This is a genomic window from Adhaeribacter soli (assembly GCF_008727925.1).
Taxonomy (GTDB): Bacteria; Bacteroidota; Bacteroidia; order Cytophagales; family Hymenobacteraceae; genus Adhaeribacter_A; species Adhaeribacter_A soli.
Window position 1 is genome coordinate 74,862 of the sequence record NZ_VTWT01000009.1, and the last position, 21,268, is coordinate 96,129.

Below are 21,268 nucleotides of genomic sequence, written 5' to 3' on the forward strand. Positions count from 1 at the left end.
AGACGTAATTATGTGTAGCAATACCAGGAAAGACGCAAACCATTGCGTCTCTACGGAATAAAAATTGCTACTTCAGAATCCCGCTGTACGTGGTGGTATTGGTTGGGTCGATTTCGGAAAGCAACAAAAAGGCTGCCTGTTTATCGGCTGGCGCGGCGCCCCGCAAAACGTTCACCAGTTCTCCGGATTTCGCCTCGAAGAAATTACGGACGATGGCTGTGCCGGGCTTTAATCGTGATACCTGTTGTATTCCCCGTAAGGCATTCAGAATATTTACGCGCGTGTCTTCGGGTTTGGTGGCGAAAACGTCCATACCTGTCCGGTGGTAGGTGTACAGCGCGGAACGAACCGGTTCCAATTGCGGATCCTGCAGGTTGGTTACGAGCCAGTAGCGGTTGCGGGTGCCTTCAAAGGCTTTCCAACCGGGATTATTCTGGCCTTGGGCAACTACGTTGTTCATTACATCCACGGCACGGTCGTAAGCGCGGGAGCCACCTTTTTCTGCAAACGTATCCATGTCCATTCCGATGATCAGGTAAGCATAAAAAGACAGAAGCGAAGCCAGGTTAGAGGTAAAGGAGTTTTCGGAGTACTGCAGCGGCTGGGCGTTGGTAAATTCAAAAGCCCAGTCTTTGTCGATGTTGGAAAGTACGATGGTTTCGTAGCTGGTGCCGTAAACCGGCCGGCTGGAAATTACCTGCACGTTGGCGCGGTAACTGCCGATTTCGGGCATGCTGGTAATAGTTATGAAAAGCTTGCAGTTGATGCGTTCTTCCAGTTTATACACGTCGTTGGTCCAACGGGTATTGTTCATGTAGTTGAAGATCTGGTTGCGCATATCGGTAAACAACCGCTTGTCGGCGGTTTGCTGCAACTGCTCAGTATTAATGGTTACTTCGCAATTCAGTTCCTGAGCCCGGCAAGTAAAAGCCAGCAACAGAAAAAAGAAAACCGATAATAAAACCTTACGCATAAATTCTTTCTTTAATCTTCCGGACAATGTCCTCCGCCACTTCCGTTTTGGCCTTCAACTCAAAGTTAGTGATTTTGTCGGGCTCCACGATAGTGATCTTGTTGGTGTCGTGTTTAAAGCCGGCGCCGGCATCCTGCAGCGAATTCAGAATAACCATGTTCAGGTTTTTCTTCTGAAGTTTTTGCTGCGCGTGCGCCAGTTCGTTATTCGTTTCCAAGGCAAAACCTACGGCAAACTGGTCCGGGCGTTTTTGTTTGCCCAGCGTAGCGGCAATGTCTACGTTTTTCACCAACTCAATACTAAACGAATCGGTGTCTTTTTTTATTTTAAGATCGGCGGCTTGTTTTGGTTTGTAATCGGCCACGGCTGCGGCAAAAACCCAGATATCAGCCTCGGCGGCATATTTCTGCACTTCAGCAAACATTTGGTCGGCGGTGGTTACCGAAACCGTTTTAATTCCCGGATGAGTGGCTTTCAGGTTTACCGGTCCGGAAACCAAGGTTACTTCGGCGCCTTCCCGGGCAAAACATTCGGCCAGGGCAAAACCCATTTTGCCGGTGCTGTGATTCCCGATAAAGCGCACCGGATCGATAGGTTCGTAAGTTGGCCCGGCGGTAAGGAGTACTTTTTTTCCGTTAAGCAATGTGCAGGTCCGTAAAATGTTGATGCAGCACTTCTACAATTTCTTCCGGTTCGGCCATACGCCCCTGCCCTACCAGGCCACTGGCCAGCTCGCCAAAACTGGCTTCAATAATGCTGTTTCCGTAGCTTTTAATTTTTTCAAAATTAGCCGTTACTGCCGGGTGCTGGTACATATCCAGGTCCATGGCCGGGGCTACGTAAACCGGGCAGCGCGCCGATAAGTAACAGGCCAAAAGTAAATTATCGCAATAGCCGTTGGCCATTTTGGCAATGGTGTTGGCCGAAGCCGGCGCAATCACCATCACATCGGCCCATAAACCTAATGCCACGTGATTATGCCATTCGCCGGATTCGTTCTTTACGAATTCGGTTAACACCGGCTTTTTGGAAAGCGTGGAAAGCGTAAGCGGCGTAATAAAAGAAGAAGCAGAAGTGGTCAGGATAACCTGCACTTCTGCTTCTTCTTTTACGAGTAAACGCACCAGGTGTGCCGCTTTGTAAGCCGCAATGCTTCCTGTTACGCCTAATAAGACTTTTTTATGCCGAAGCATAGCGTTTTTATAAAGAAGAAGTTTCTTCCTCTTCGTCCGGCATCCGGAAGAACACTTTGCCTTCAACAAACTCTTCTACGGCCAGGTTGGTTGGCTTCGGAAGGCGCTCGTAGTATTTGGAGATCTCGATCTGCTCGCGGTTCTCGAACACTTCTTCCAGGTTATCTACGGTAGTTGCAAACTCCGCCAGTTTCGAATTCAGCTCTTCTTTCAGTTTAACCGAGATCTGGTTAGCTCTTTTAGAAATGATAGCGATGGATTCGTAAACGTTGCCGGTTTCTTTGGCGAAATCGGCCATGTTGCGGGTAACTATTGATGCAGGTACAGTTGCCATATATATATCGTTTTAAATTCTTGGGTTAAGAGATGGGCCTTTTCAGGCTTTTAAATTATTCTTTGGAAGCGCTCACGCGGAGTTTTTCCAGCTGGTTTTGCGCGGCGGTATAATAGCCTTCGGCAGTACGTAAATATTTGCTCTGCGGATACTTATCTACAAAAGCCTGATAAAAACCAATTACTTCGTAGTACCGGTCGCGTTGCTTTTCCTGAACACTTTCCTTCGCGTAGTTGTACTGGGCCTCAATTCTTAAAAAAGAAGCTTCTTCGCTGTAAGCCGAGGCCGGGTAACTGTTCGTGAAATTGGTTAAAGCTACTACCGCCGACTGGTAGCGGCGCAACTGGTGGTAAAGCCGGGCGCTTTCGAAGGCCTTTACTTCCAGCTTGGCAGAAAGATCGTCGTACATTTCGTTGGCTTCGTCTTTATGCGTGGTTTGCGGGTAGCGGTTCAGGTATTCCTGAATGGCTTCGATGGCCGTAAACGTGCTGGTCTGGTCGAGCTCGAAAGAGGGAGAATCGCGGTAAAGGGATTTGGCGTGCATGAACATGGCCTCTTCGGCGAATTCGCTACGCGGGTAGGTATCGTAAAAATTGCGGAAATAATAGGAACTCAGCACGTAATCGCGCTGGTAGTAGTGGGAATTGGCAAAAAGGAACTGGGCTTTTTCCGATTCCGGGCGGCCTTTCAGCAGGGGAATAAGCTCTTCCAGCAACATTCCGGCCTTGTAATAATCTTTTTTGTCGTAGTATTTCAGCGCGGCTTCGTACTTTTTATCCACGTTATCGCTTTTCAGGATCTTCTGAAAATCGGAGCAGGCGGAAAAGCCGATGGCTGCACCCCAAAAAAGAAGTATATATAAAAATCGTTTGTTCATGAGGGCGCAAAAATAGCGAATTTCTTTTGGATTTCCCAAGGTAAACGCTAACCGGTGGTTTGTATTGTTAAGGCTTTTTTGGTGAGGCAGCCTTTTGACCGGCTTTCTGGTTTGCTTTAGCCGCTTTTTTAGCCTGCCGTTTTTGCTGGCGCGCTTGTTTGCCAGTTGCTTTGGTGTTCGTTTTTTTAGCCGGCGCTTTGGTTACCACTTTTTTCGGCAGCCTTGGCCCCAGCACCATTTCGCGGGTCGGTTTTTCGGCAATAAGCCATTGGTAGCCTTCCAGTCGGGTATCTTCGGGTTTAAGCTCGTGCGGCGGAATAAAGCGGGCTTCGGGCTTATCGATGAAGGAAATGCTCTGCAGTTTATTGTCGGCCAGCAGAATGATCATGTCCGAGCAAATGGCCCGGTTCATGCCCGTTACCACCGAATCGCCTTCCAGGGCATAGTAAATGCTTTCACCGTTGCCGTTCACGTTTACCCGCTTTATTTTGCTGTCCCGGAAAAATGCCGTCATGTCGCGGCCTTTTACCTGATTATAATTCCGAAGGGTATCTTCCGAAACGGAAAAAGCATTGGTGTACATGTACATGGTGTGCAGCTGCTTGTTGCGCAAATGCAGCTCCATGCGCTCGGCCGTTAGCTGGTTCTGGTCCGACCATAAAATGGGCCGGGTATATAAATGAATAACCGAATCTTTCTGGTTGTAAGTCAGCGAATCGCACTTGCCCTGCAGGTCGGTTTTGAAAATGCGCACATCATGGTAGGCGTAGATCAAGCTGGCCACGGCGGTATCTTTCGATTCGATGGAGATGAAAATATCGGCCGCCATAAAGAGCGTATCGTTTTCCATGATGTTCTGCATAACCGGGCTGCCGGTAACTTCGGCGCGGCCGGTATTCTGCCAGTATTTAGCCTGCTGACCGGTAATCACCACGTTGTCCTGCTTCGAAGTCATGCTTACGTTGCCATCGGCCTGCCCGTATTTGGTGATCTGGTTGTAAAACAGCCGGTCGCCGCCAAGCAGGTAGCGTTCCGTTTCAATTTTAGCGTTGCGTTCGAAATTCGAAACCTTGGTAATGGTATTGTAAGTGCCTTTTTCGGCGTAGATCTTCCCGTCTTTCCCGGTGATGGTAGTGGGCCCGTTGAAGTAAGCGATTTTGGTAACGGTGTGGTAAAGCAGGTCGTTGGTGGTAATCAGATAATCGGGCGAAGTAAGCACCACGTTCTGGGTGAAGTGGAACATTTTGGTGGTAGTATTGTAATCGCCGTTCTGGCTGACAAGGTTGTTGGTACCATCTATAATGGTGCCGCCTTCGCGGTAAGTTGCCGTTTTGCGGGCCAGGTCGTAATCGAGGTTCGGGGTGGTTAAGGTCATGCGCGGGTCTTGCATTACTACGTTGCCGCGTAGCTTGGCTTTGCGGGCATCGCCGTCGTAAAAAGCGGTATTGGAAGTTGCCGTCACCGAATCGCCCTGCGTAATGCGCACATTCCCGAAGGCTTCCATGGAATTCCGGCCGGCATACTGGTAAGCGGAATCGCAATATAAATAAGTGTCTTCCTGTTTAAAGATCACGTTTCCCAAAAGCTTCCGGATCTCCTGCCCGTTAAAAATGCCGCCTTCCAGGGCATCGGCGCGTACCAGCTCCACCTTCTGGGCCTGCGGCGTCTGTTGGGCCATGGCTGCAAAACCCATTACCAGAAACAAGAGAAAAAGCAGTACTTTCGTGATTTTCATTTAAACCTTAATAAAGGAGCAAAATTAGCAAAAAAGCCGGCAAGCCGAAACGCTACTTTTCAGGCAGAAAACGGTAGCGTTTCCATCGAAATAACCGGAAATGCTATGATTTTAACCGAAAAAAGGCCAACCGGTTCTTTAACGGCTTTCTTTCCTGGAATATATGCCCCGATGAAGAAAATGTTTTAACTGAAAATTTAAATCCTTGTAGCGTAGGGTTTAAACCCTACGCTACAAGGATTTTGAAAAAACAGCCCATTAGCCCATTAAAAATTAGCACATTAACCAATGCTCGATAAAATTTCCGCTTTTATAAAAGAAAACGAACTGGCTGCTCCCGGCGGCAAAATAATTATAGCCGTTAGCGGCGGCCTCGATTCGGTGGTTCTTGCCGACGTGTTGCACAAACTGAAATACGAAATTGCCATTGCCCACTGTAATTTCGGGTTGCGCGGCGAAGAATCGGAAGCCGATGAATTGTTCGTTAAAAAGCTGGCCAAGAAATACGAAGCGCCCTTTTATGCCGAACATTTCTCCACCCAGGCATTCGCCGACGAGCATAAGCTTTCTATTCAGATGGCCGCCCGGCAATTGCGTTACGCCTGGTTCGAGAAACTGCGCCAGGATCTTGGTTACGACTTTATAGCCACCGCCCACCACCAGAACGATACCCTGGAAACCATCCTGCTGAACCTGACGCGCGGCACCGGACTGGCCGGTCTGCACGGCATTCCACCGAAGAACGGCCACATTATCCGGCCGCTGCTTTGCATGGCGAAAGATGATCTCTATGATTACCTGGTTCAAAACCGGTTGGCCTGGCGCGAAGATGCCTCTAACGAAACCACCAAATACCAGCGCAATTTGCTGCGCCACGAAGTGGTACCGGTACTCAAGAAAATCAATCCGAATCTGGAAGAAACCATTTTTCAGACCACCGAACGCATCCGCGGCGCCGAAGCTATTTTTGAACGGTATCTTTCCGACGTAAAAAACCGGGCCCTAAAAGAAACGGACGAAGCGGCTTATATAAACGTGCCGGAACTGGAAACAAGTATATCGTTGGCGGTAGTGCTGCACGAGCTATTAAAACCCTATCATTTTCCGTTCGAGAAGTCGAAAATTATTGCCGAAAACCTGCACAACTCCTCCGGCACCCAATTCGATTCTCCCACGCATAACCTGGTAATTGACCGCGAGCAACTCGTAATTACGCCCAAAGACCTACGCCATTTTGCCTCCTACGAAATCTCCGAAACCGACACCGAACTGCAAGCCGAAAACTTCATTTTAAAAATAAACCGCGTTCCTGCCGAAGGGTATAAAATTCCGAAAGGTAAAAATGTAGCTGCCCTGGACGCCGGTTTGCTGCAATTCCCCCTCAAGCTCCGCCCATGGCAGGAAGGCGACTGGTTTGTTCCGTTGGGTATGAACGGGAAAAAGAAAATCAGTGATCTGCTGATCGACCAGAAAGTGCCGCTTAATTTAAAAGCTAAGGTGTTGGTGCTGACTTCCGGGCCAAGCATTGCCTGGCTGGTTGGGCAGCGGCTGGATAACAGGTTTAAAGTTACAGAGAAAACGGAGGAAGTGCTGGAGGTTTGGTTTGAGGGGAAAGGTTAAAAAGCAGCACCTTTACATAAAATTGTTCCCAATTGTGATTAGCATTCATCCGGTCTATTAACCTTAAAAAATGAATAAACCTTTTTTAGCACCTGTACCGAATAAAAGTATTCAAGACAATTCCAGGCCAATTTACCTGCCTGGTCTTAACGGGATCCGCGCAATTGCTGCAGTAGCGGTTGTGGTTTCCCATATTACACTTTCGCTCAATGAGTTTGGTTTAGACAGCAAGATTTTCGGTACAGATCAGGATGGAAATGCCAGAGGCTTAGACCTGGCCGGGAATGGCGTGACGATCTTCTTTACTTTAAGCGGGTTTTTAATTACCTATCTTATTTTAAAAGAAAAGGAAGTTAGTGAAGTAAAGATCAAAGAATTCTACTTACGAAGAGTGCTCCGGATCTGGCCCTTATACTACCTTTATTTCTTCGTATGCTTAATAACCATCATTCTTTATAGTATACCTATAGAGAAATCTGCAATTCCCTATTATATTTTCCTGGCAGCCAATATTCCTTTTATAATCGGAACAACGCTTCCTTTAGTTGGCCACTTCTGGTCGTTAGGCGTAGAAGAGCAGTTCTATTTATTTTTTCCGCAGATCGCCAGATTTTCCAACCGGAAATTATTGATGGCATCGATAGCCCTTCTTTTAATTTTTCTGATCCTGAAGGCGGTTTTTTGGGTAATAAGGCAAAAATCTGGGTTTGACCTGCCCCTTTTAGCTATTAGTGTAACCAGGTTCCATATAATGCTTATTGGGGTAATTGGCGCAATTCTCTATTATTATAAGCAATCTCATTTCCTTGCTGTTTCTACCCATAAACTCACGCAGGCAATATCCTGGGGGTGCATTTTTCTAATAGCAATAAACAGGTTCCACATTGCCTCGGTAATCGATTCCGAGCTTATTGCCACGATTGCGGTGTTCTTAATTATTGGGCAAATTACCCGGAAGAATAACCTGATTAACCTGGATAATAAAGTGTGCGACTTCATCGGTAAGATCTCTTATGGTATTTATGTTATTCACCCCCTCCTGATCTTCCTTTTTGCTAAATTAATCGGCCGTTTTGAATCAGCTACTGTTCTTAATTATTTAACAGTTTACTTCTCCATTACCGCAATCACCATATTGTTATCCTATATTTCCTACGAGTTTTACGAAAAACGCTTTTTAAAATTAAAAGCAAAATATTCAGTTATCAAAAGTTCAAATTCTAGAAATGGTGCTGATCATTAATTTATTTTTGCCTATTATCGAAGACATTTCTGAAACCGCAATTATCATCAAATCACCAAAATATGCCGCTGAATTTTAAAACCAGGGTTCTGGAAAAATATTCCCTATTTATCGCTATAATTATTGTTAAAGAAAAACCTGAACCTTGCTTCTAAGTAAAGGAGATAATGAGTAAGGAAGTACCTGAATCGCTACCCTTTTCACTCGGAAAACGCCATTAAATCCCTGAAATCGAATCCTACGCCTTATTCTTCTGCTTTTCCCGCACCTGTTTTAAAGCTTCACCCCAACTTACTAACTGGTCCAGCAAGGCATTCAGCTTCTTTTCCTGGAAGGCCGCAGGTTTAAAAACGCTGTAGTGCTCGAAGTCCGTAAACAGGGAAAGTGCCACTTGTTCCCGCACATCCGCCATCTGAAGTTCGGCCATGGTGCACCGCAAGTGTTCTACCGAACGGGCGCCGCCCGCATTTCCATAAGCCACGAAACCGGCCGCTTTGTTGTTCCATTCTTTGTACAGAAAATCGAGGGCATTTTTAAGCGCTGCCGGCACGCCGTGGTTGTATTCCGGCGTAACAAACACAAAGGCATCGAAGGGCATTATTCTGGCCGACCAGTCTTTGGAGTGCTGCTTGGTATATTGCTGCATAGCCGGCGGATTGGGTTCATCTAAAAACGGCAGGTTTACTTCCAGCAAATCTATGAGTTCGTAAGCCGCATCCGTTCTTTTAGACGCAACCTCATACACCCATTTTCCAACTGCTTCCCCATTCCGGCCCGGGCGAGTACTGCCAATAATAATGGCCACTTTTAACATATCTATCTGGTATATAATGCTGAAAACCCCGGTTCAGGCCGCTCTAAGTTACGGGCGGCCCCTAAAAGAAATAGTTGCGCCACGCACTACCCGCCGTATAAGTTGCCTTAAAAATTTATTGCTCTAATAACCAAAGCCTCCGTTACTTGTTCAGAAAAGCCCGGCTAGAAGCAAACGCTTTCCACATAACCTACCTTCCTAAAGCAGGAGCTGAAACCGGTGCCGTGAAGATAACTTTTTAACCTTTCAGCTGTTCTGAGAAGCGTTATCCCGGGTCCGGGATGGTTTGTTTAACGAAATGCAGGAAGCGATTATGAAAAATCAGAAAGTAGCCGTGATTACCGGTTCAGGCCAGGGAATAGGCAAAACTTTAGCCGAACGTTTGGCCAGTGACGGATTCGCTATTGTACTTAGCGACGTGAAGCAGGAAACGTTGCAGGAAGCCGAAAAAGAATTCAAAGAAAAGGGCTTTGCCGTTACCACTTTCGTAGGCGATGTCTCGAAACTGGAAGATCAGACTTCTCTGGTAAACCACGCGGTGGATACATTTGGCCGCGTAGATGTCTTCATTAACAATGCCGGCATCGAAGGACAGGTAGCCCCGATCACCGAAATAGACCCCAAAATGGTAGATCCCGTGCTGAACATCAATATAAAAGGCGTGTTGTTCGGGATCAATGCCGCCGCCAACCAGATGATCAAGCAGGGAACGGGCGGCAAAATTATAAACGCGTGCAGCATTGCCGGTCAGGAAGGGTTTGCCATGCTGGCGCCTTATACGGCTTCTAAATTTGCCGTAAAAGGAATCACGCATGCCGCCGCCAAAGAACTTGCCAAATTTAAGATCACGGTAAATTCTTACTGTCCGGGCATTGTGGGCACCTCGATGTGGGAACGCTTAGACGAGAAAATGATGAAATACATGGGCACCAAAAAAGGCGAAGCCCTGGCCAAATACGCCGAAAGTATTGCCCTGGGCCGGATTCAGACCACCGAAGATGTGGCTAACCTGGTTTCCTTCCTCGCTTCTCCAAATGCCGATTACATTACCGGCCAAAACATCCTGACCGATGGCGGCATGGTGTTCAACTAAGGAAAAAGCGTTCCGGCTCTCCTCTCTAAACCCTACCCTTTCCCCAATAAAAACTGCCTTCAATTAAAAATCCGGAAAAAACGCGGGCGGCGTTCGGTTTTTTTCTAATTTTACCCAATTGATTTTACATCACTATAAAACCTGATAATAATGAAAGTAACCGTAGTTGGCGCCGGAAACGTGGGCGCAACCTGTGCCGATGTACTGGCCTACCGCGAGATCGCGAACGAAGTAGTTTTAGTAGACATCAAAGAAGGTTTCGCCGAAGGCAAAGCGCTGGATATCTGGCAGAAATCCCCGATTAACCTGTACGACACCCGTACTACCGGCGTAACGAACGATTACAGCAAAACTGCTAACTCCGATGTAGTAGTAATTACTTCCGGCCTGCCGCGCAAACCCGGCATGACCCGCGACGACCTTATTTCTACCAATGCGGGCATCGTGAAATCCGTTACCGAAAACATCGTTAAATATTCTCCGGAAGCCATCATCATTGTGGTTTCTAACCCGCTGGACGTAATGACGTATTGCGCGCACATCACTTCCAAAATGCCGCGTACCAAAGTTATGGGTATGGCTGGTATCCTCGATACTGCCCGTTACCGCGCTTTCTTAGCCGAAGAACTGAACGTATCGCCGAAAGACATCCAGGCGGTATTAATGGGCGGCCACGGCGACACCATGGTTCCGCTTCCGCGTTACACTACCGTTGGCGGTATCCCGGTAACGGAAATGATTGCCGAAGATAAACTGAACGCAATCGTTGAGCGCACCAAGAACGGCGGCGGCGAGCTGGTGAAACTAATGGGAACTTCTGCCTGGTACGCTCCGGGTTCGGCAGCTGCTCAGATGGTAGAAGCCATCGTACGTGACCAGAAGCGCGTATTCCCGGTTTGCATTAAACTGGAAGGCGAATACGGCATTACCGGTACTTACCTGGGCGTGCCGGTAGTATTAGGCAAAAACGGCGTAGAGAAAGTAATCGAGCTGCAACTGAACGAAGACGAAATGGCGCTGTTAAAAGCTTCAGAAAAAGCCGTTCGCGAAGTAATGGACGTGCTGGACAACATGCCGGTTAACGCTTAATTTAGATTGTTCGAATTTTCGAGATTCGAATTTTCGATAAAAGAAAAGCAGCTTCGGAAACGGAGCTGCTTTTTTTGTTGGCTGAAGTTTTAACCACATAAATTGCTAATTCAGCTACTTTGATCAGATAATGTGGCAACCACCCCCAAGCCCTCCTTGAAAAGGAGGGGAGCTTTTAGCTTCCTGCTTCTTTTGCCTTTTAGAACTTCAAATCGTACCATTTTACCGCCTGCTACAAGACCCAACTGATAAACTGTAGCACAAAACAGCTCCCCTCCTTTTCAAGGAGGGGTTCGGGGGTGGTTATTTCACATTATCTGATCAAGGTCCTCCCCTGAATTAGGGGAGGATTTAGGCGGGGTCACTTCACCAGACTAACCTTAAACTTCTTCCCCTTAATCCTCCCCTGCCCTAATTTCTCTACCACGGCATTCGCCATTTTCTCCGGCACGGCTACATAAGTAAACCGCTCCAGCACTTCAATTTTCCCGATCTGCTCCATTTTTAAACCAGCTTCAGCAATTAAAGCCCCTACTATATCGCGCGGACTGATCTTATCTTTTTTACCGGCTGAAATGTGAATCGTGGTGAAAGCGGCGGTTTGGGTTTTGGGTTTGGAAACGGCAGCGGTGCGCTGGAATTGCGATACCGGCAGCCATTCATCGAGCTTTACCTGGGGCCATTCCCGAAGCTTCATTTCATCTTTTTCAGAAGCAAGCGTGTAAACTACCCCGTTTCTTCCGGCCCGGCCGGTGCGGCCGCTGCGGTGCAGAAACGCTTCTTCGTCGTGCGGTACTTCGTAATGGATAATGGTGGTAAGCGCGGAAATATCGAGGCCGCGGGCGGCTACGTCGGTGGCTACTAATACCGGAATGGTGCCGTTGCGGAAAAGCATCATGGTTTTGTCGCGGGCAGGTTGCTCCATGCCGCCGTGCAGGGGTTTGGCGCCGAGCTTTTTGCTTTGCAGGAAATCTACCAGGTTATCGGCCGTTTCGCGGGTATTCACAAAAATTACGGTGCCGGCGTGGTTAATGCTGTTCAGCAGGTTTACTAAGATGGTTTCCTTTTCTTCCGGCTTTACTTTCAGGCCAATAAAACGGATCTGGTTGGGGTTGGCATTTTTGGAGGCTTCCAGCATCTTCGGTTTGTTCAGCGACCGCACGACCAGGCCTTTCACCTTATCGGGCATGGTAGCAGAAAACAAAATGCTCTGGCGTTCCTTCGGAAGTTCCTTCAGCAATTGGTCCAGCTCTTCCTGAAAACCCATTTCCAGCAGTTTATCGGCTTCGTCCAGTACCAGTTGTTTCACATGCTTCAGGCTGAGCGTTTCGCGGGTAACGTGATCGAGCAACCTACCGGGCGTACCAACCAATATTTGCGGCGGAAAGGCCAATGACGCGCGTTCTTCCGAGAATTTATGGCCGCCGTAAAAAGCGCCGATCTTTAAATTCTGCAGTTGCTGACCGTAAAGCTTCAGTTCTTTTTGTACCTGCACGGCCAGTTCGCGGGTTGGTACAATTACCAGGGCCTGGATCTGTTGCAGGTTTAACTGAATGGCATGCAGGATCGGTAAGCCATAGGCCGCCGTTTTACCGCTGCCGGTTTCCGCTTGCCCGGCTACGTCTTTTCCTTCCAGCAACGGCGGAATGGCAGCTTCCTGAATGGCCGTTGGCGTATGGTAGCCCATTTCCTGTAAACGTTGCAGGAGCGCTGGATTTAACTGTAGATCATGAAAATTGGCCATCGAAAATCGTTAAAGTAAGTAAAAGACGTTGGTATCTGGATATTAGTATCTGGACTAAAACTTGAAATGCACTTTAATTCAACAAATTGCTCAATTAAACTCCCTTTCAGATTATGCGGCTACTTTAATCCTGCTACTGAATACAAAAGTAAGGATATTAATCTGGCAATTAGAAAAGCTTTCTCGGAAACCAACCATATTGCCGGAAAGGTAAAAAAGGAAAAGCAGCCCTGTTGCCGGAGCTGCTTTTATTTATTTCAGCAAATAAATGCGTTAAGTTTTTCTTTTGAGGTAAAAGCCCGGAATTACAGGCTGGCGTAGATCGTCTGTAGTTTAGCCTGTTCGACTTTCGCGTTCATTTCTTCTTTCAGCGCAACCTGTTGTTTCAGGATATCGGCGTATTTCGGATTTCCGGAGATATAATAGATAATGCTGTAAGAATCGTCATCCACTTCGATCCGGTTATTACGCTGGTCCCGGATCACGATATCACCCAGTTTTACGCTTGGGTCAGCCAGGTATTTTTGGCCCAGAACTGCTTTAATATTGGTAAATTTCTCGCTTTCCAGATCGGTGAACAGGTACTGCCCCATAAAGAAGGTGTTGTTCATGAAATGCAATTGCGCAATTACCTTATAGCCGCCCATGTCGTAACGGTAGAAAATAATCTCGTGGCCGGGTATCTGCATTCCGTTTTTGGTGCGGTACAAGGGTTTGCCAAATTTCCGCAACGTTTGCCGGATGGTAGAATCGAAAGCAACCTGTTTGAAAGAGATCTCTTCCTGGGCCGTAACAAAACGTTTACCCCTGTTATTTATGATGCGATCAACTTCTTTTAACGTTTTTGGAGTGTAGAACTGCCCGTAATATTCATCTATCGTATAGCGGCCAGTATAATTCGCATTTCCAAAAATGAAATTAAGTAATTTTTTACGCAAAAACCGAAACATAAATTTTAACTCAATTTAAAGGTACTCTTTATAACGAGTTAAAATTACAAGAAAGTTAATTGATAAATGAAACTTTCTTTAAAAAATTATATAACAAACTTCTTTAACCCATAACTTTTTTAATTCACCCGACTTTTCAGGCAATTAACCGGAATAGCGAAAGTTATAGTGCAAATTTTCAAGCCTGAATACAACCGCTTTCAAACAGATTTTCAGAAGCTTACTATTCACCTGTTCCATGCCGGAACAACGTAGAAATTATTTCTGACTTGCCCGGAAAAGTTTCTGTTTTTCTTCCTTCGTCAGGCTCTCGTACCCCGAAGCCGAAATCTTGTCTAAAATCAAATCAATCTCCGATTGATTCGGCCGGCTGGCAGTTCCGGCAGCGGCTGCACCGGTAGCGTTCGTGCGGTTGAAGGTCGCTTTCATTCGCGGACGGCCGGAAAACAGGCCCTGAAAGAAATCGTTGACCGCATGAATCGGTTTGCCCAGATCGGTGCCGCGCTGCAGCTGTTTTATAAAGATGAAACCGATCACGGCTCCGCCCAGGTGAGCAATATTTCCCCCGGCATTATCGCCAACGGCTCCCGATATGGAAAGCACTACCAGAAAAGCGGCAATATATTTAATGCGGACCGGACCCAGTAAAATCAGGTTGAAAGTGTAATCTGGAAGCAAAGTAGCTGCGGCCACAATTATCGCCAGCACGCTGGCCGATGCCCCGATCATGATCGAAAAAGCGGCCCGGTGCTCGAAATAAGGGATCAGGTTGTAGAAAAGCAGGTAAAGTAACCCGCCTGCCAGGCCGCCCAGCATGTACAAACTTACCAGCTTTTTATTGCCCAGGTACTCCCGTATCAGTTGGCCGAACCAGTACAGGTTCAGCATGTTAAAGATAATGTGCAGGAATTGCTCGTGGGTAAAAAAGTAGGTAATAATGGTCCAGGGCTTGAACAGGAACCGCAAAATATGCGCGGGCATTCCCAGGTTCAGGGTAATCAGATCGTAAACCGAGCTGAAACCGGTGAGAAAGGAAATGGTGCGCACCAGAATAAGGCTTACAAATACAATTACGTTTATCAGGATGAGTTGCGTAACCGCATTGCTCCCCCGGGTGAACGCATGGCGAATATCGTCGAAAATGCTGGTCATAGATCAATAAAAGTTCTTTCGGTCCCGTTCCCAAATCTTTATCAGGATATACGCAAAAAGCATCCCTCCGAGGTGCGCAAAATGCGCCACATTATCGCCGGGGTTACGCGCCAGACCGGCATACAGTTCGTATGCGCCGTAAAAAAGCACAAAATACTTTGCTTTTATCGGGAAAGGGAAAAATAAAAGCATCAGTTCGGTATTCGGGAAAAGCATACCGAAGGCCATCAATATCCCAAAAACCGCTCCCGAAGCGCCTACCATGCGGGCATTTTGCACCAGATCGTTGTAGATCTGCCGCACCGATTCTTTGGTTGCCGCGATCATATCCGGGTTATCGGCGTTGCGCTTATATTGAACCACGGCTTCCGGATTATAACGCCCCGGCAGGTGTTCTTCCAGGAAGTTACTGAAAGCTACCGGGTTCGGTTCAGCCACATACGCTGCCACGTCTTTCCGCATGTCATAATTTTCGTATTCCCGGATTCCCTGGTAAAGCAAACTGGCTCCTAAACCGGTAATAAGGTAAAAAACCAGAAACCGGTTCGAACCCCATCTATATTCCAGCATGGGCCCGAAAATGAACAAGCTGAACATATTGCTGAAGATGTGTCCCCAACCCGCGTGCAGGAACATGTGCGTAACCAGCTGGTACCCCCGGAATTTATCGGAATTAAAATCGTAAAGCGAAAACTGGTTCATCGCCTCCGGAAACACCATGGTCGTCAAGATAAATATGACCAGGTTCATGATCAGGAGGTTCCGCACCATTGGGGTAATCTGCATCATTTTTTTAGTGATTAGTGAATAGTGATTAATGGTTAGTTAATCAGCTAAATCAGTTCATGGTTTTTCGGGTAAAAGGATAGCGTTTTTAATGACTAATTTTAATGACCAATTTTATAAACCTCAGCTAACTGGTAGGAATCATGTACTTTTCAGACCCAAATCCATACCATTTCCAGCTTTTCAGATTTACTAATCACTATTCATTAATCACTAATAACTATTTAAAAAACTCCTGCAGCCGGTCTTTGTCCAGCATTACGAGGGTTTTGCTGCCGTCGGGCGTGTAGCCGGGTACCTGACAGGCAAAAAGCTTATCTACCAGCGCATTCATTTCCAGATCGCTGAGTTTGTTGGTGAAGCGGGCGGCCACTCTCTTAGCCATGGCGCGGGCCAGGCTTTCGCGTTTGTCCAGTTTTAAACCGCTCAGGTTGTTTTTATATTGCTCTATCAAGCTTTCCAGAAGTTCTTTTTCGCTGTTAGGCGGCACATCGGCCGGAATGCCGTTTATCAGCAAGGTATTATGCCCGAACTCGCTGAACTGAAAACCGAGATCTTTAAACTCCGAAGCCAACTCAATAACCAGCGAATAATCGGCCGGCGAGAAGGAAATGGCTTGCGGGAAAAGCAGGGTTTGCGATACGCCGGTTTTTTTATCTAAAGCCGTACTGAATTTTTCGAACAGGATCCGTTCCTGGGCGGCCTGCTGGTCTACGAGCATAATACCCGATTTTACCGGCACCAGCACAAATTTATTCTGCACCTGCAGGGCTTTGGAACCGGCTTTTTCGGAGTTAATGGAAGAACTTACCGTGATCTGGTCCATGCCAAAATCGAGGCTGGCCGGTAAGGCTTCATTTTTAAGAAAAGCGGGTTCGCGGCGGGCAGGTTCGTAAAGCTGTTCCCAGTTGCGGGTATTCGCACTTTTTTGCCCCGAAACCATACTGTCGTACGACCGGGCTCTTTCAAACCCACCGGTTTCGATGGTTGGCATGATGCGGGTCGGCTGCAGCGGCGCAAAATTTACGTCGCCGTCAAAGTCGAGGGAAGGAGCGATGTTGTGCAGGCCCAGCGATTTTTTTACCGCCGCCTGAACAATGGCATACACCGTTTTCTCGTCTTCGAACTTTATTTCGGTCTTGGTCGGGTGAACGTTAATATCGATGGTTTGCGGATCGGTTTCCAGGAAAAGTACGTAGAACGGATGGCTGTCTTTGGGCAGCAAGCCTTCAAAGGCGTTCATTACGGCGTGGTTCAGGTAACCGCTTTTAATGAAACGGTTATTCACGAAAAAGAACTGTTCGCCCCGCGTTTTCTTGCTGAATTCCGGCTTGCCGATAAAGCCTTTCACCACCAGGGCCGGCGTATCTTCCTCTACCGAAGCCAGTTGCTCTTTATAGTTATTGCCAAACAAACTCACAATGCGCTGGCTCAACTTGCCGGCCGGCATCTGGTAAACTTCCGAATCGTTCTGTATTAAGGTAAAGGCAATTTGTGGATTGGCCAGAGCCACGCGCTGAAATTCATCCAGAATGTGGCGCATTTCTACCGCATTGGTTTTCAGGAAATTCCGGCGGGCCGGCACGTTAAAGAAAAGGTTCTTTACGCAAATGGAAGATCCTTCGGGCACGGCCACCGGATCCTGCGAAACGATTTGCGAACCTTCCACTACCAGTTTGGTTCCGGTATCGGCTTCCCTCCGGCGGGTTTTCAGCTCCACCTGGGCTACCGCCGCAATAGAGGCCAGGGCTTCGCCGCGAAAACCCATGGTCCGAATGCGGAACAGGTCTTCGGTGGTTTTAATTTTGGAAGTGGCGTGGCGCTCAAAGCTCATGCGGGCATCGGTTTCGGACATGCCGCTGCCGTTGTCTACCACCTGAATAAGTTGCTTGCCGGCCTCCTTTACAATTAACTGAACGGAAGTACTGCCCGCATCCACGGAATTTTCGAGCAACTCTTTCACCACCGAGGCCGGCCGCTGCACCACCTCGCCGGCGGCAATCTGATTGGCCAGGTACTCGGGTAATAAACGTATGATATCTGCCATCAGGCACTTAAGTTAAAATTTGGAAAACGGCTGGCGTTCAGGAAAAAATCAGGCCCGGCCGGCTAATCTGACGCGGCTCTGTTACCGTCCTGAAAAAAATTATTAGTATTATTGCAGTCAAATTACCCGAAAACTTTTCCTTGCTGAGCCGCCTGCTTTTTCTGTAAAACTTCTTTTACCGGAAAAGTATGAAACCAGTTTCGGGAACGTTACTTCAGTTAAACGGTGTATATAAAGTAAAATTACCCAGTACCATCCTGTTCCTTCGCTAAAAACGGTAGGAAAAGGTGCGAAAAAGCCGGGAACGCCTTTCGATGCCGCTGTGCAAAAATAGCCGTTATTCCGACGTATTCAAATTTTAGGAGTTCAGTGCCCAATGCGTAAGTATTCTAACATAATTCTGCTGTTGCTGTTGTTCGGAGGGGTGAGCATGCTCATGTCTTTTAATTCTTCGGAAGAAAACCTGGTACAGATCCGCCAAAAAAGCTGGGTCGACAGTGTTTTCACTTCCCTCACGCCCGACCAGCGCCTGGGGCAGCTTTTTATGGTGGCGGCATTCTCCAATAAAGACGAAAACAGCTATAAAAAAATAGACCAGCTGGTGCGCGACTACAACATTGGCGGCCTGATGTTTTTGCAGGGCACGCCTTACCGGCAGGCTGTACTGACAAACCGTTACCAGAGCCTGGCCCGCACCCCGCTGCTTATTTCCATGGATGCCGAATGGGGCCTTTCCATGCGCCTGGACAGCTCCATGCACTTTGCCAAGCAAATGACCCTGGGTGCGATGGCCGAAGACAAATACATTTACTTAATGGGTAAGGAAATTGCCCTGAAAATGAAACGCCTGGGCGTACACATCAGCTTTTCGCCGGACGTGGACGTGAACGTGAACCCGGCCAACCCGGTGATCGGAAACCGTTCTTTCGGCGAAAGCAAAGAACAGGTAGCGCGCCGCGGCGTAGCTTATCTGAAAGGCCTGCAGGACAACGGCATTATTGCGGTTGCCAAACACTTTCCCGGCCACGGCGATACCGATGTCGATTCGCACCATGCCCTGCCCGTTATTAACGCCGATATGAAACGCCTGACCGAAGTGGAGCTTTACCCGTTCCGCAAAACCTTCGAAGCCGGCGTGATGGGCGTAATGGTGGCCCACCTGTACATGCCTAAAATTGACAGCACTGCCAACACCGCTACTACTTTATCGAAGAAACTGGTTACGGGCATCCTGAAAGGAGAAATGGGCTACAAAGGCCTGGTATTTACCGATGCCCTGAACATGAAAGGCGTAAGCAGTTTCTATAAACCGGGCGAAGTAGATGTGCTGGCTTTATTGGCCGGAAACGATGTATTGCTTTTCTCGGAAGACGTACCAACGGCCATTACCGGCATTAAAGCGGCCATTGCCGAAGGAAAAATTACCCAGGAAGATATCGATGAGCGCGTAAAGAAAATTCTTCGGGCCAAGTATTTTGCCGGTCTTCACAAATACAAACCCATTGTGCTGGCCAACTTAAAGGATGAGGTGGACAAACCGGTAAGCAGCGTAGTGCAGCAGGAACTCTACGAGCAGGCCGTAACGGTAGTAAAAAACAAAGAAAACCTCCTGCCCTTCCGTTCGCTCGAAACGGTCAAGTTTGCTTCCGTAACCATCGGTATAGCCGCGGACAACCCTTTCAGCCGAACCCTGGATAATTACGCACCGTTCGATAAATACAACGTACCGGACCGCTTTGCCCCGGATTCGGTTTTCGATAAGCTTTACCCGAAAATGCAGGGCCACGACGTGATCGTGATCAGTATTCACGGCATGAACAACACGCCGGTCCGCAACTTCGGAATCGGTGAAGGCACCCGTAACTTTATTAAGAACCTGCAGCTGAACGGCGCTTACAAAGTGGTAGTAGCCGTTATGGGAAATGCTTACAGCCTGAAATTCTTCGACAACAGCAACTGGCTAGTTTGCGGCTACGAAGACAATGCTATTTCTCAAACTGTGGTACCTCAGATTTTATTCGGTGCCCTTCCGGCCAAAGGGAAATTACCGGTTAGCGCCAGTCCGGTGCTGAAAGCCGGCACCGGCGTAGCTACCCAAAGCCTGAACCGCTTACGCTATGGCGTGCCGGAAAGTGTAGGCATGGATTCTAAAATCCTGAAAGGCATCGACAACATTGCCCTGGAAGCCATTGCATACGCCGCTACGCCGGGTTGCCAGGTACTGGTAGTAAAAGACGGCGCGGTGGTATTCAATAAAGCTTACGGCCATTATACCTACGATAAAACCCAACAGGTAACCAATTACACGCTTTACGACATTGCTTCGGTAACCAAGGTAGCTTCTACTTTGCAGGCCATTATGTTCCTGAAAGACCAGGGAAAACTAAACCTGGACCTGCCGATCTCTACGTATTTACCTGAACTGAAAGGCACCAACAAAGCCAACCTGATAATCCGCGACATTCTGGTGCACCAGGCCGGCCTGCAACCGTATCTTCCCTTCTGGAAAAACACACTGGGAGATTCTGCTAAATTAAGCCCGGTTTATTATGCCAGTACCCGCACCGATGCCTTCCCGAACGAGGTTATTCCGGGCGTTTTTTCGCGCAAAAGCATGGAAGATTCGCTCTGGCGCTGGACCGTAAAATCGAAACTGATCTCGAAGAAAGCCGGGGCCGAACGCTACGAATACAAATACAGCGATTTGGGTTTTTACATGATGAAGAAGCTGGCCGAAAAACTGCTGAACCAGAACCTGAGCGATTTCATGGATCAGAATTTCTTTGCCCCGCTGGGCCTTTCTACCATGACCTTCAACCCGCTTACCCGCTACTCCCGCGACCGCATTGCGCCAACCGAAAACGACAAGTATTTCCGTCAGGGCCTGGTTTGGGGCAACGTACACGACCAGGGAGCAGCCATGCTGGGCGGCGTAGCCGGACATGCCGGTCTGTTCTCGAATGCCAACGACCTGGCCGTACTCATGCAGATGAATTTGAACAACGGCAGTTACGGCGGAAACAAATACTTCAAAAACAAAGTGGTGCAGGAGTTTTCGCGCCGTCAGTACAAAGGCAACCGCCGCGGCCTGGGCTGGGACAAAGCCGATCCGGACGGTAACGGCCCAACTTCCAACTTAGCGCCTTTAAGCACCTTCGGCCATTCCGGCTTTACCGGCACCTGTGCCTGGATAGACCCGACAAACAAAGTGATCTACATCTTCCTGTCGAACCGCGTGTATCCGGATGCCGAAAACAACAAGCTGGTGCAATACAACATCCGCACCCGCATTCACGATGTGATTTATAAATCTATCGTTCCGAAATCGTAGTTTGGTTGTTGGTTGTTGGGTTAGCGGAAGAGGGGTTGTTCAGATCTTCCTGTTAATTTTTGATGCCTGACCGGCAGCCTGCCACCCCTGTAGAGACGCAATGCTTTGCGTCTCCCATTCGAAGACCTGCTGCCAAATTTCCCTGCAAACCCGGCTACAAGGCTGAAACCAGAAGCAATTATTTGTCGCAATCCCGGAAAGAGGTGAACATCATTACTGAACTGCTGTAAAGAGACGCAATGCCTTGCGTCTCTACGGTTTTAAACCGTATTCCGTCCTACCCAACG

17 protein-coding genes are annotated in these 21,268 nt (G+C 48.0%); 5 read left to right on the top strand and 12 right to left on the bottom strand.

Annotated features, from left to right (window positions below):
* Positions 1 to 67: 67 nt before the first annotated feature.
* From porD to F0P94_RS15635, 6 genes are all read right to left on the bottom strand, one after another.
* Positions 68 to 973, bottom strand: coding sequence for a type IX secretion system protein PorD (porD, locus tag F0P94_RS15615; RefSeq protein WP_150904848.1), 906 nt, complete (start codon positions 971 to 973; stop codon positions 68 to 70).
* Positions 966 to 1,616, bottom strand: coding sequence for a bifunctional phosphopantothenoylcysteine decarboxylase/phosphopantothenate--cysteine ligase CoaBC (gene coaBC, locus F0P94_RS19985; protein ID WP_191907064.1), 651 nt, complete (start codon positions 1,614 to 1,616; stop codon positions 966 to 968). Before coaBC ends, porD begins: the two co-directional genes overlap by 8 nt.
* Positions 1,609 to 2,166, bottom strand: a complete 558-nt coding sequence (locus tag F0P94_RS19990; protein ID WP_191907065.1) for a flavoprotein — start codon at positions 2,164 to 2,166, stop codon at positions 1,609 to 1,611. Before F0P94_RS19990 ends, coaBC begins: the two co-directional genes overlap by 8 nt.
* A gap of 7 nt (positions 2,167 to 2,173) precedes the next feature.
* Positions 2,174 to 2,500, bottom strand: coding sequence for a DNA-directed RNA polymerase subunit omega (locus tag F0P94_RS15625; protein ID WP_150904849.1), 327 nt, complete (start codon positions 2,498 to 2,500; stop codon positions 2,174 to 2,176).
* A gap of 55 nt (positions 2,501 to 2,555) precedes the next feature.
* Positions 2,556 to 3,377 carry an outer membrane protein assembly factor BamD gene (locus tag F0P94_RS15630; protein WP_150904850.1) on the bottom strand — a complete coding sequence of 274 codons (822 nt, stop codon included), beginning with the start codon at positions 3,375 to 3,377 and terminating at the stop codon, positions 2,556 to 2,558.
* Between the two features lie 67 nt (positions 3,378 to 3,444).
* Positions 3,445 to 5,112, bottom strand: coding sequence for an OstA-like protein (locus F0P94_RS15635; RefSeq protein ID WP_150904851.1), 1,668 nt, complete (start codon positions 5,110 to 5,112; stop codon positions 3,445 to 3,447).
* 288 nt (positions 5,113 to 5,400) lie between these two features.
* Here F0P94_RS15635 and tilS point away from each other — a divergent pair, with 288 nt between their 5' ends.
* Positions 5,401 to 6,732, top strand: a complete 1,332-nt coding sequence (gene tilS / locus F0P94_RS15640) for a tRNA lysidine(34) synthetase TilS (RefSeq protein WP_150904852.1) — start codon at positions 5,401 to 5,403, stop codon at positions 6,730 to 6,732.
* Between the two features lie 70 nt (positions 6,733 to 6,802).
* Positions 6,803 to 7,975, top strand: coding sequence for an acyltransferase family protein (locus F0P94_RS15645; RefSeq protein WP_150904853.1), 1,173 nt, complete (start codon positions 6,803 to 6,805; stop codon positions 7,973 to 7,975).
* A 238-nt stretch (positions 7,976 to 8,213) separates the two neighbouring features.
* On the opposite strand, the gene F0P94_RS15650 is transcribed toward F0P94_RS15645, so the two are convergent.
* Positions 8,214 to 8,789: an NADPH-dependent FMN reductase gene (locus tag F0P94_RS15650; protein WP_150904854.1), complete on the bottom strand. Its 576-nt coding sequence runs from the start codon at positions 8,787 to 8,789 to the stop codon at positions 8,214 to 8,216.
* Between the two features lie 313 nt (positions 8,790 to 9,102).
* On the opposite strand from F0P94_RS15650, the gene F0P94_RS15655 reads away from it, so the two are divergent.
* Positions 9,103 to 9,882, top strand: coding sequence for an acetoin reductase (locus F0P94_RS15655; protein WP_150904855.1), 780 nt, complete (start codon positions 9,103 to 9,105; stop codon positions 9,880 to 9,882).
* Between the two features lie 150 nt (positions 9,883 to 10,032).
* A complete protein-coding gene (mdh, locus tag F0P94_RS15660) occupies positions 10,033 to 10,971 on the top strand; it encodes a malate dehydrogenase (protein ID WP_150904856.1) in 939 nt (312 codons plus the stop codon).
* 361 nt (positions 10,972 to 11,332) lie between these two features.
* Here mdh and F0P94_RS15665 read toward each other — a convergent pair whose 3' ends face one another.
* The 5 genes from F0P94_RS15665 to mutL form a co-directional block, all read right to left on the bottom strand.
* Entirely contained in the window at positions 11,333 to 12,715 is a 1,383-nt protein-coding gene (locus F0P94_RS15665) for a DEAD/DEAH box helicase (RefSeq protein ID WP_150904857.1), read from the bottom strand.
* A 305-nt stretch (positions 12,716 to 13,020) separates the two neighbouring features.
* A complete protein-coding gene (locus F0P94_RS15670; protein WP_150904858.1) occupies positions 13,021 to 13,653 on the bottom strand; it encodes a hypothetical protein in 633 nt (210 codons plus the stop codon).
* Between the two features lie 270 nt (positions 13,654 to 13,923).
* On the bottom strand, positions 13,924 to 14,817 hold the full coding sequence (locus F0P94_RS15675) for a rhomboid family intramembrane serine protease (RefSeq protein ID WP_150904859.1): 894 nt from the start codon (positions 14,815 to 14,817) through the stop codon (positions 13,924 to 13,926).
* A 3-nt stretch (positions 14,818 to 14,820) separates the two neighbouring features.
* Positions 14,821 to 15,606 carry a rhomboid family intramembrane serine protease gene (locus F0P94_RS15680; RefSeq protein WP_150904860.1) on the bottom strand — a complete coding sequence of 262 codons (786 nt, stop codon included), beginning with the start codon at positions 15,604 to 15,606 and terminating at the stop codon, positions 14,821 to 14,823.
* 217 nt (positions 15,607 to 15,823) lie between these two features.
* Positions 15,824 to 17,650, bottom strand: coding sequence for a DNA mismatch repair endonuclease MutL (mutL, locus tag F0P94_RS15685; RefSeq protein WP_150904861.1), 1,827 nt, complete (start codon positions 17,648 to 17,650; stop codon positions 15,824 to 15,826).
* 376 nt (positions 17,651 to 18,026) lie between these two features.
* On the opposite strand from mutL, the gene F0P94_RS15690 reads away from it, so the two are divergent.
* Positions 18,027 to 20,981 carry a glycoside hydrolase family 3 N-terminal domain-containing protein gene (locus F0P94_RS15690; protein ID WP_191907066.1) on the top strand — a complete coding sequence of 985 codons (2,955 nt, stop codon included), beginning with the start codon at positions 18,027 to 18,029 and terminating at the stop codon, positions 20,979 to 20,981.
* The last annotated feature ends 287 nt before the right edge of the window (positions 20,982 to 21,268 follow it).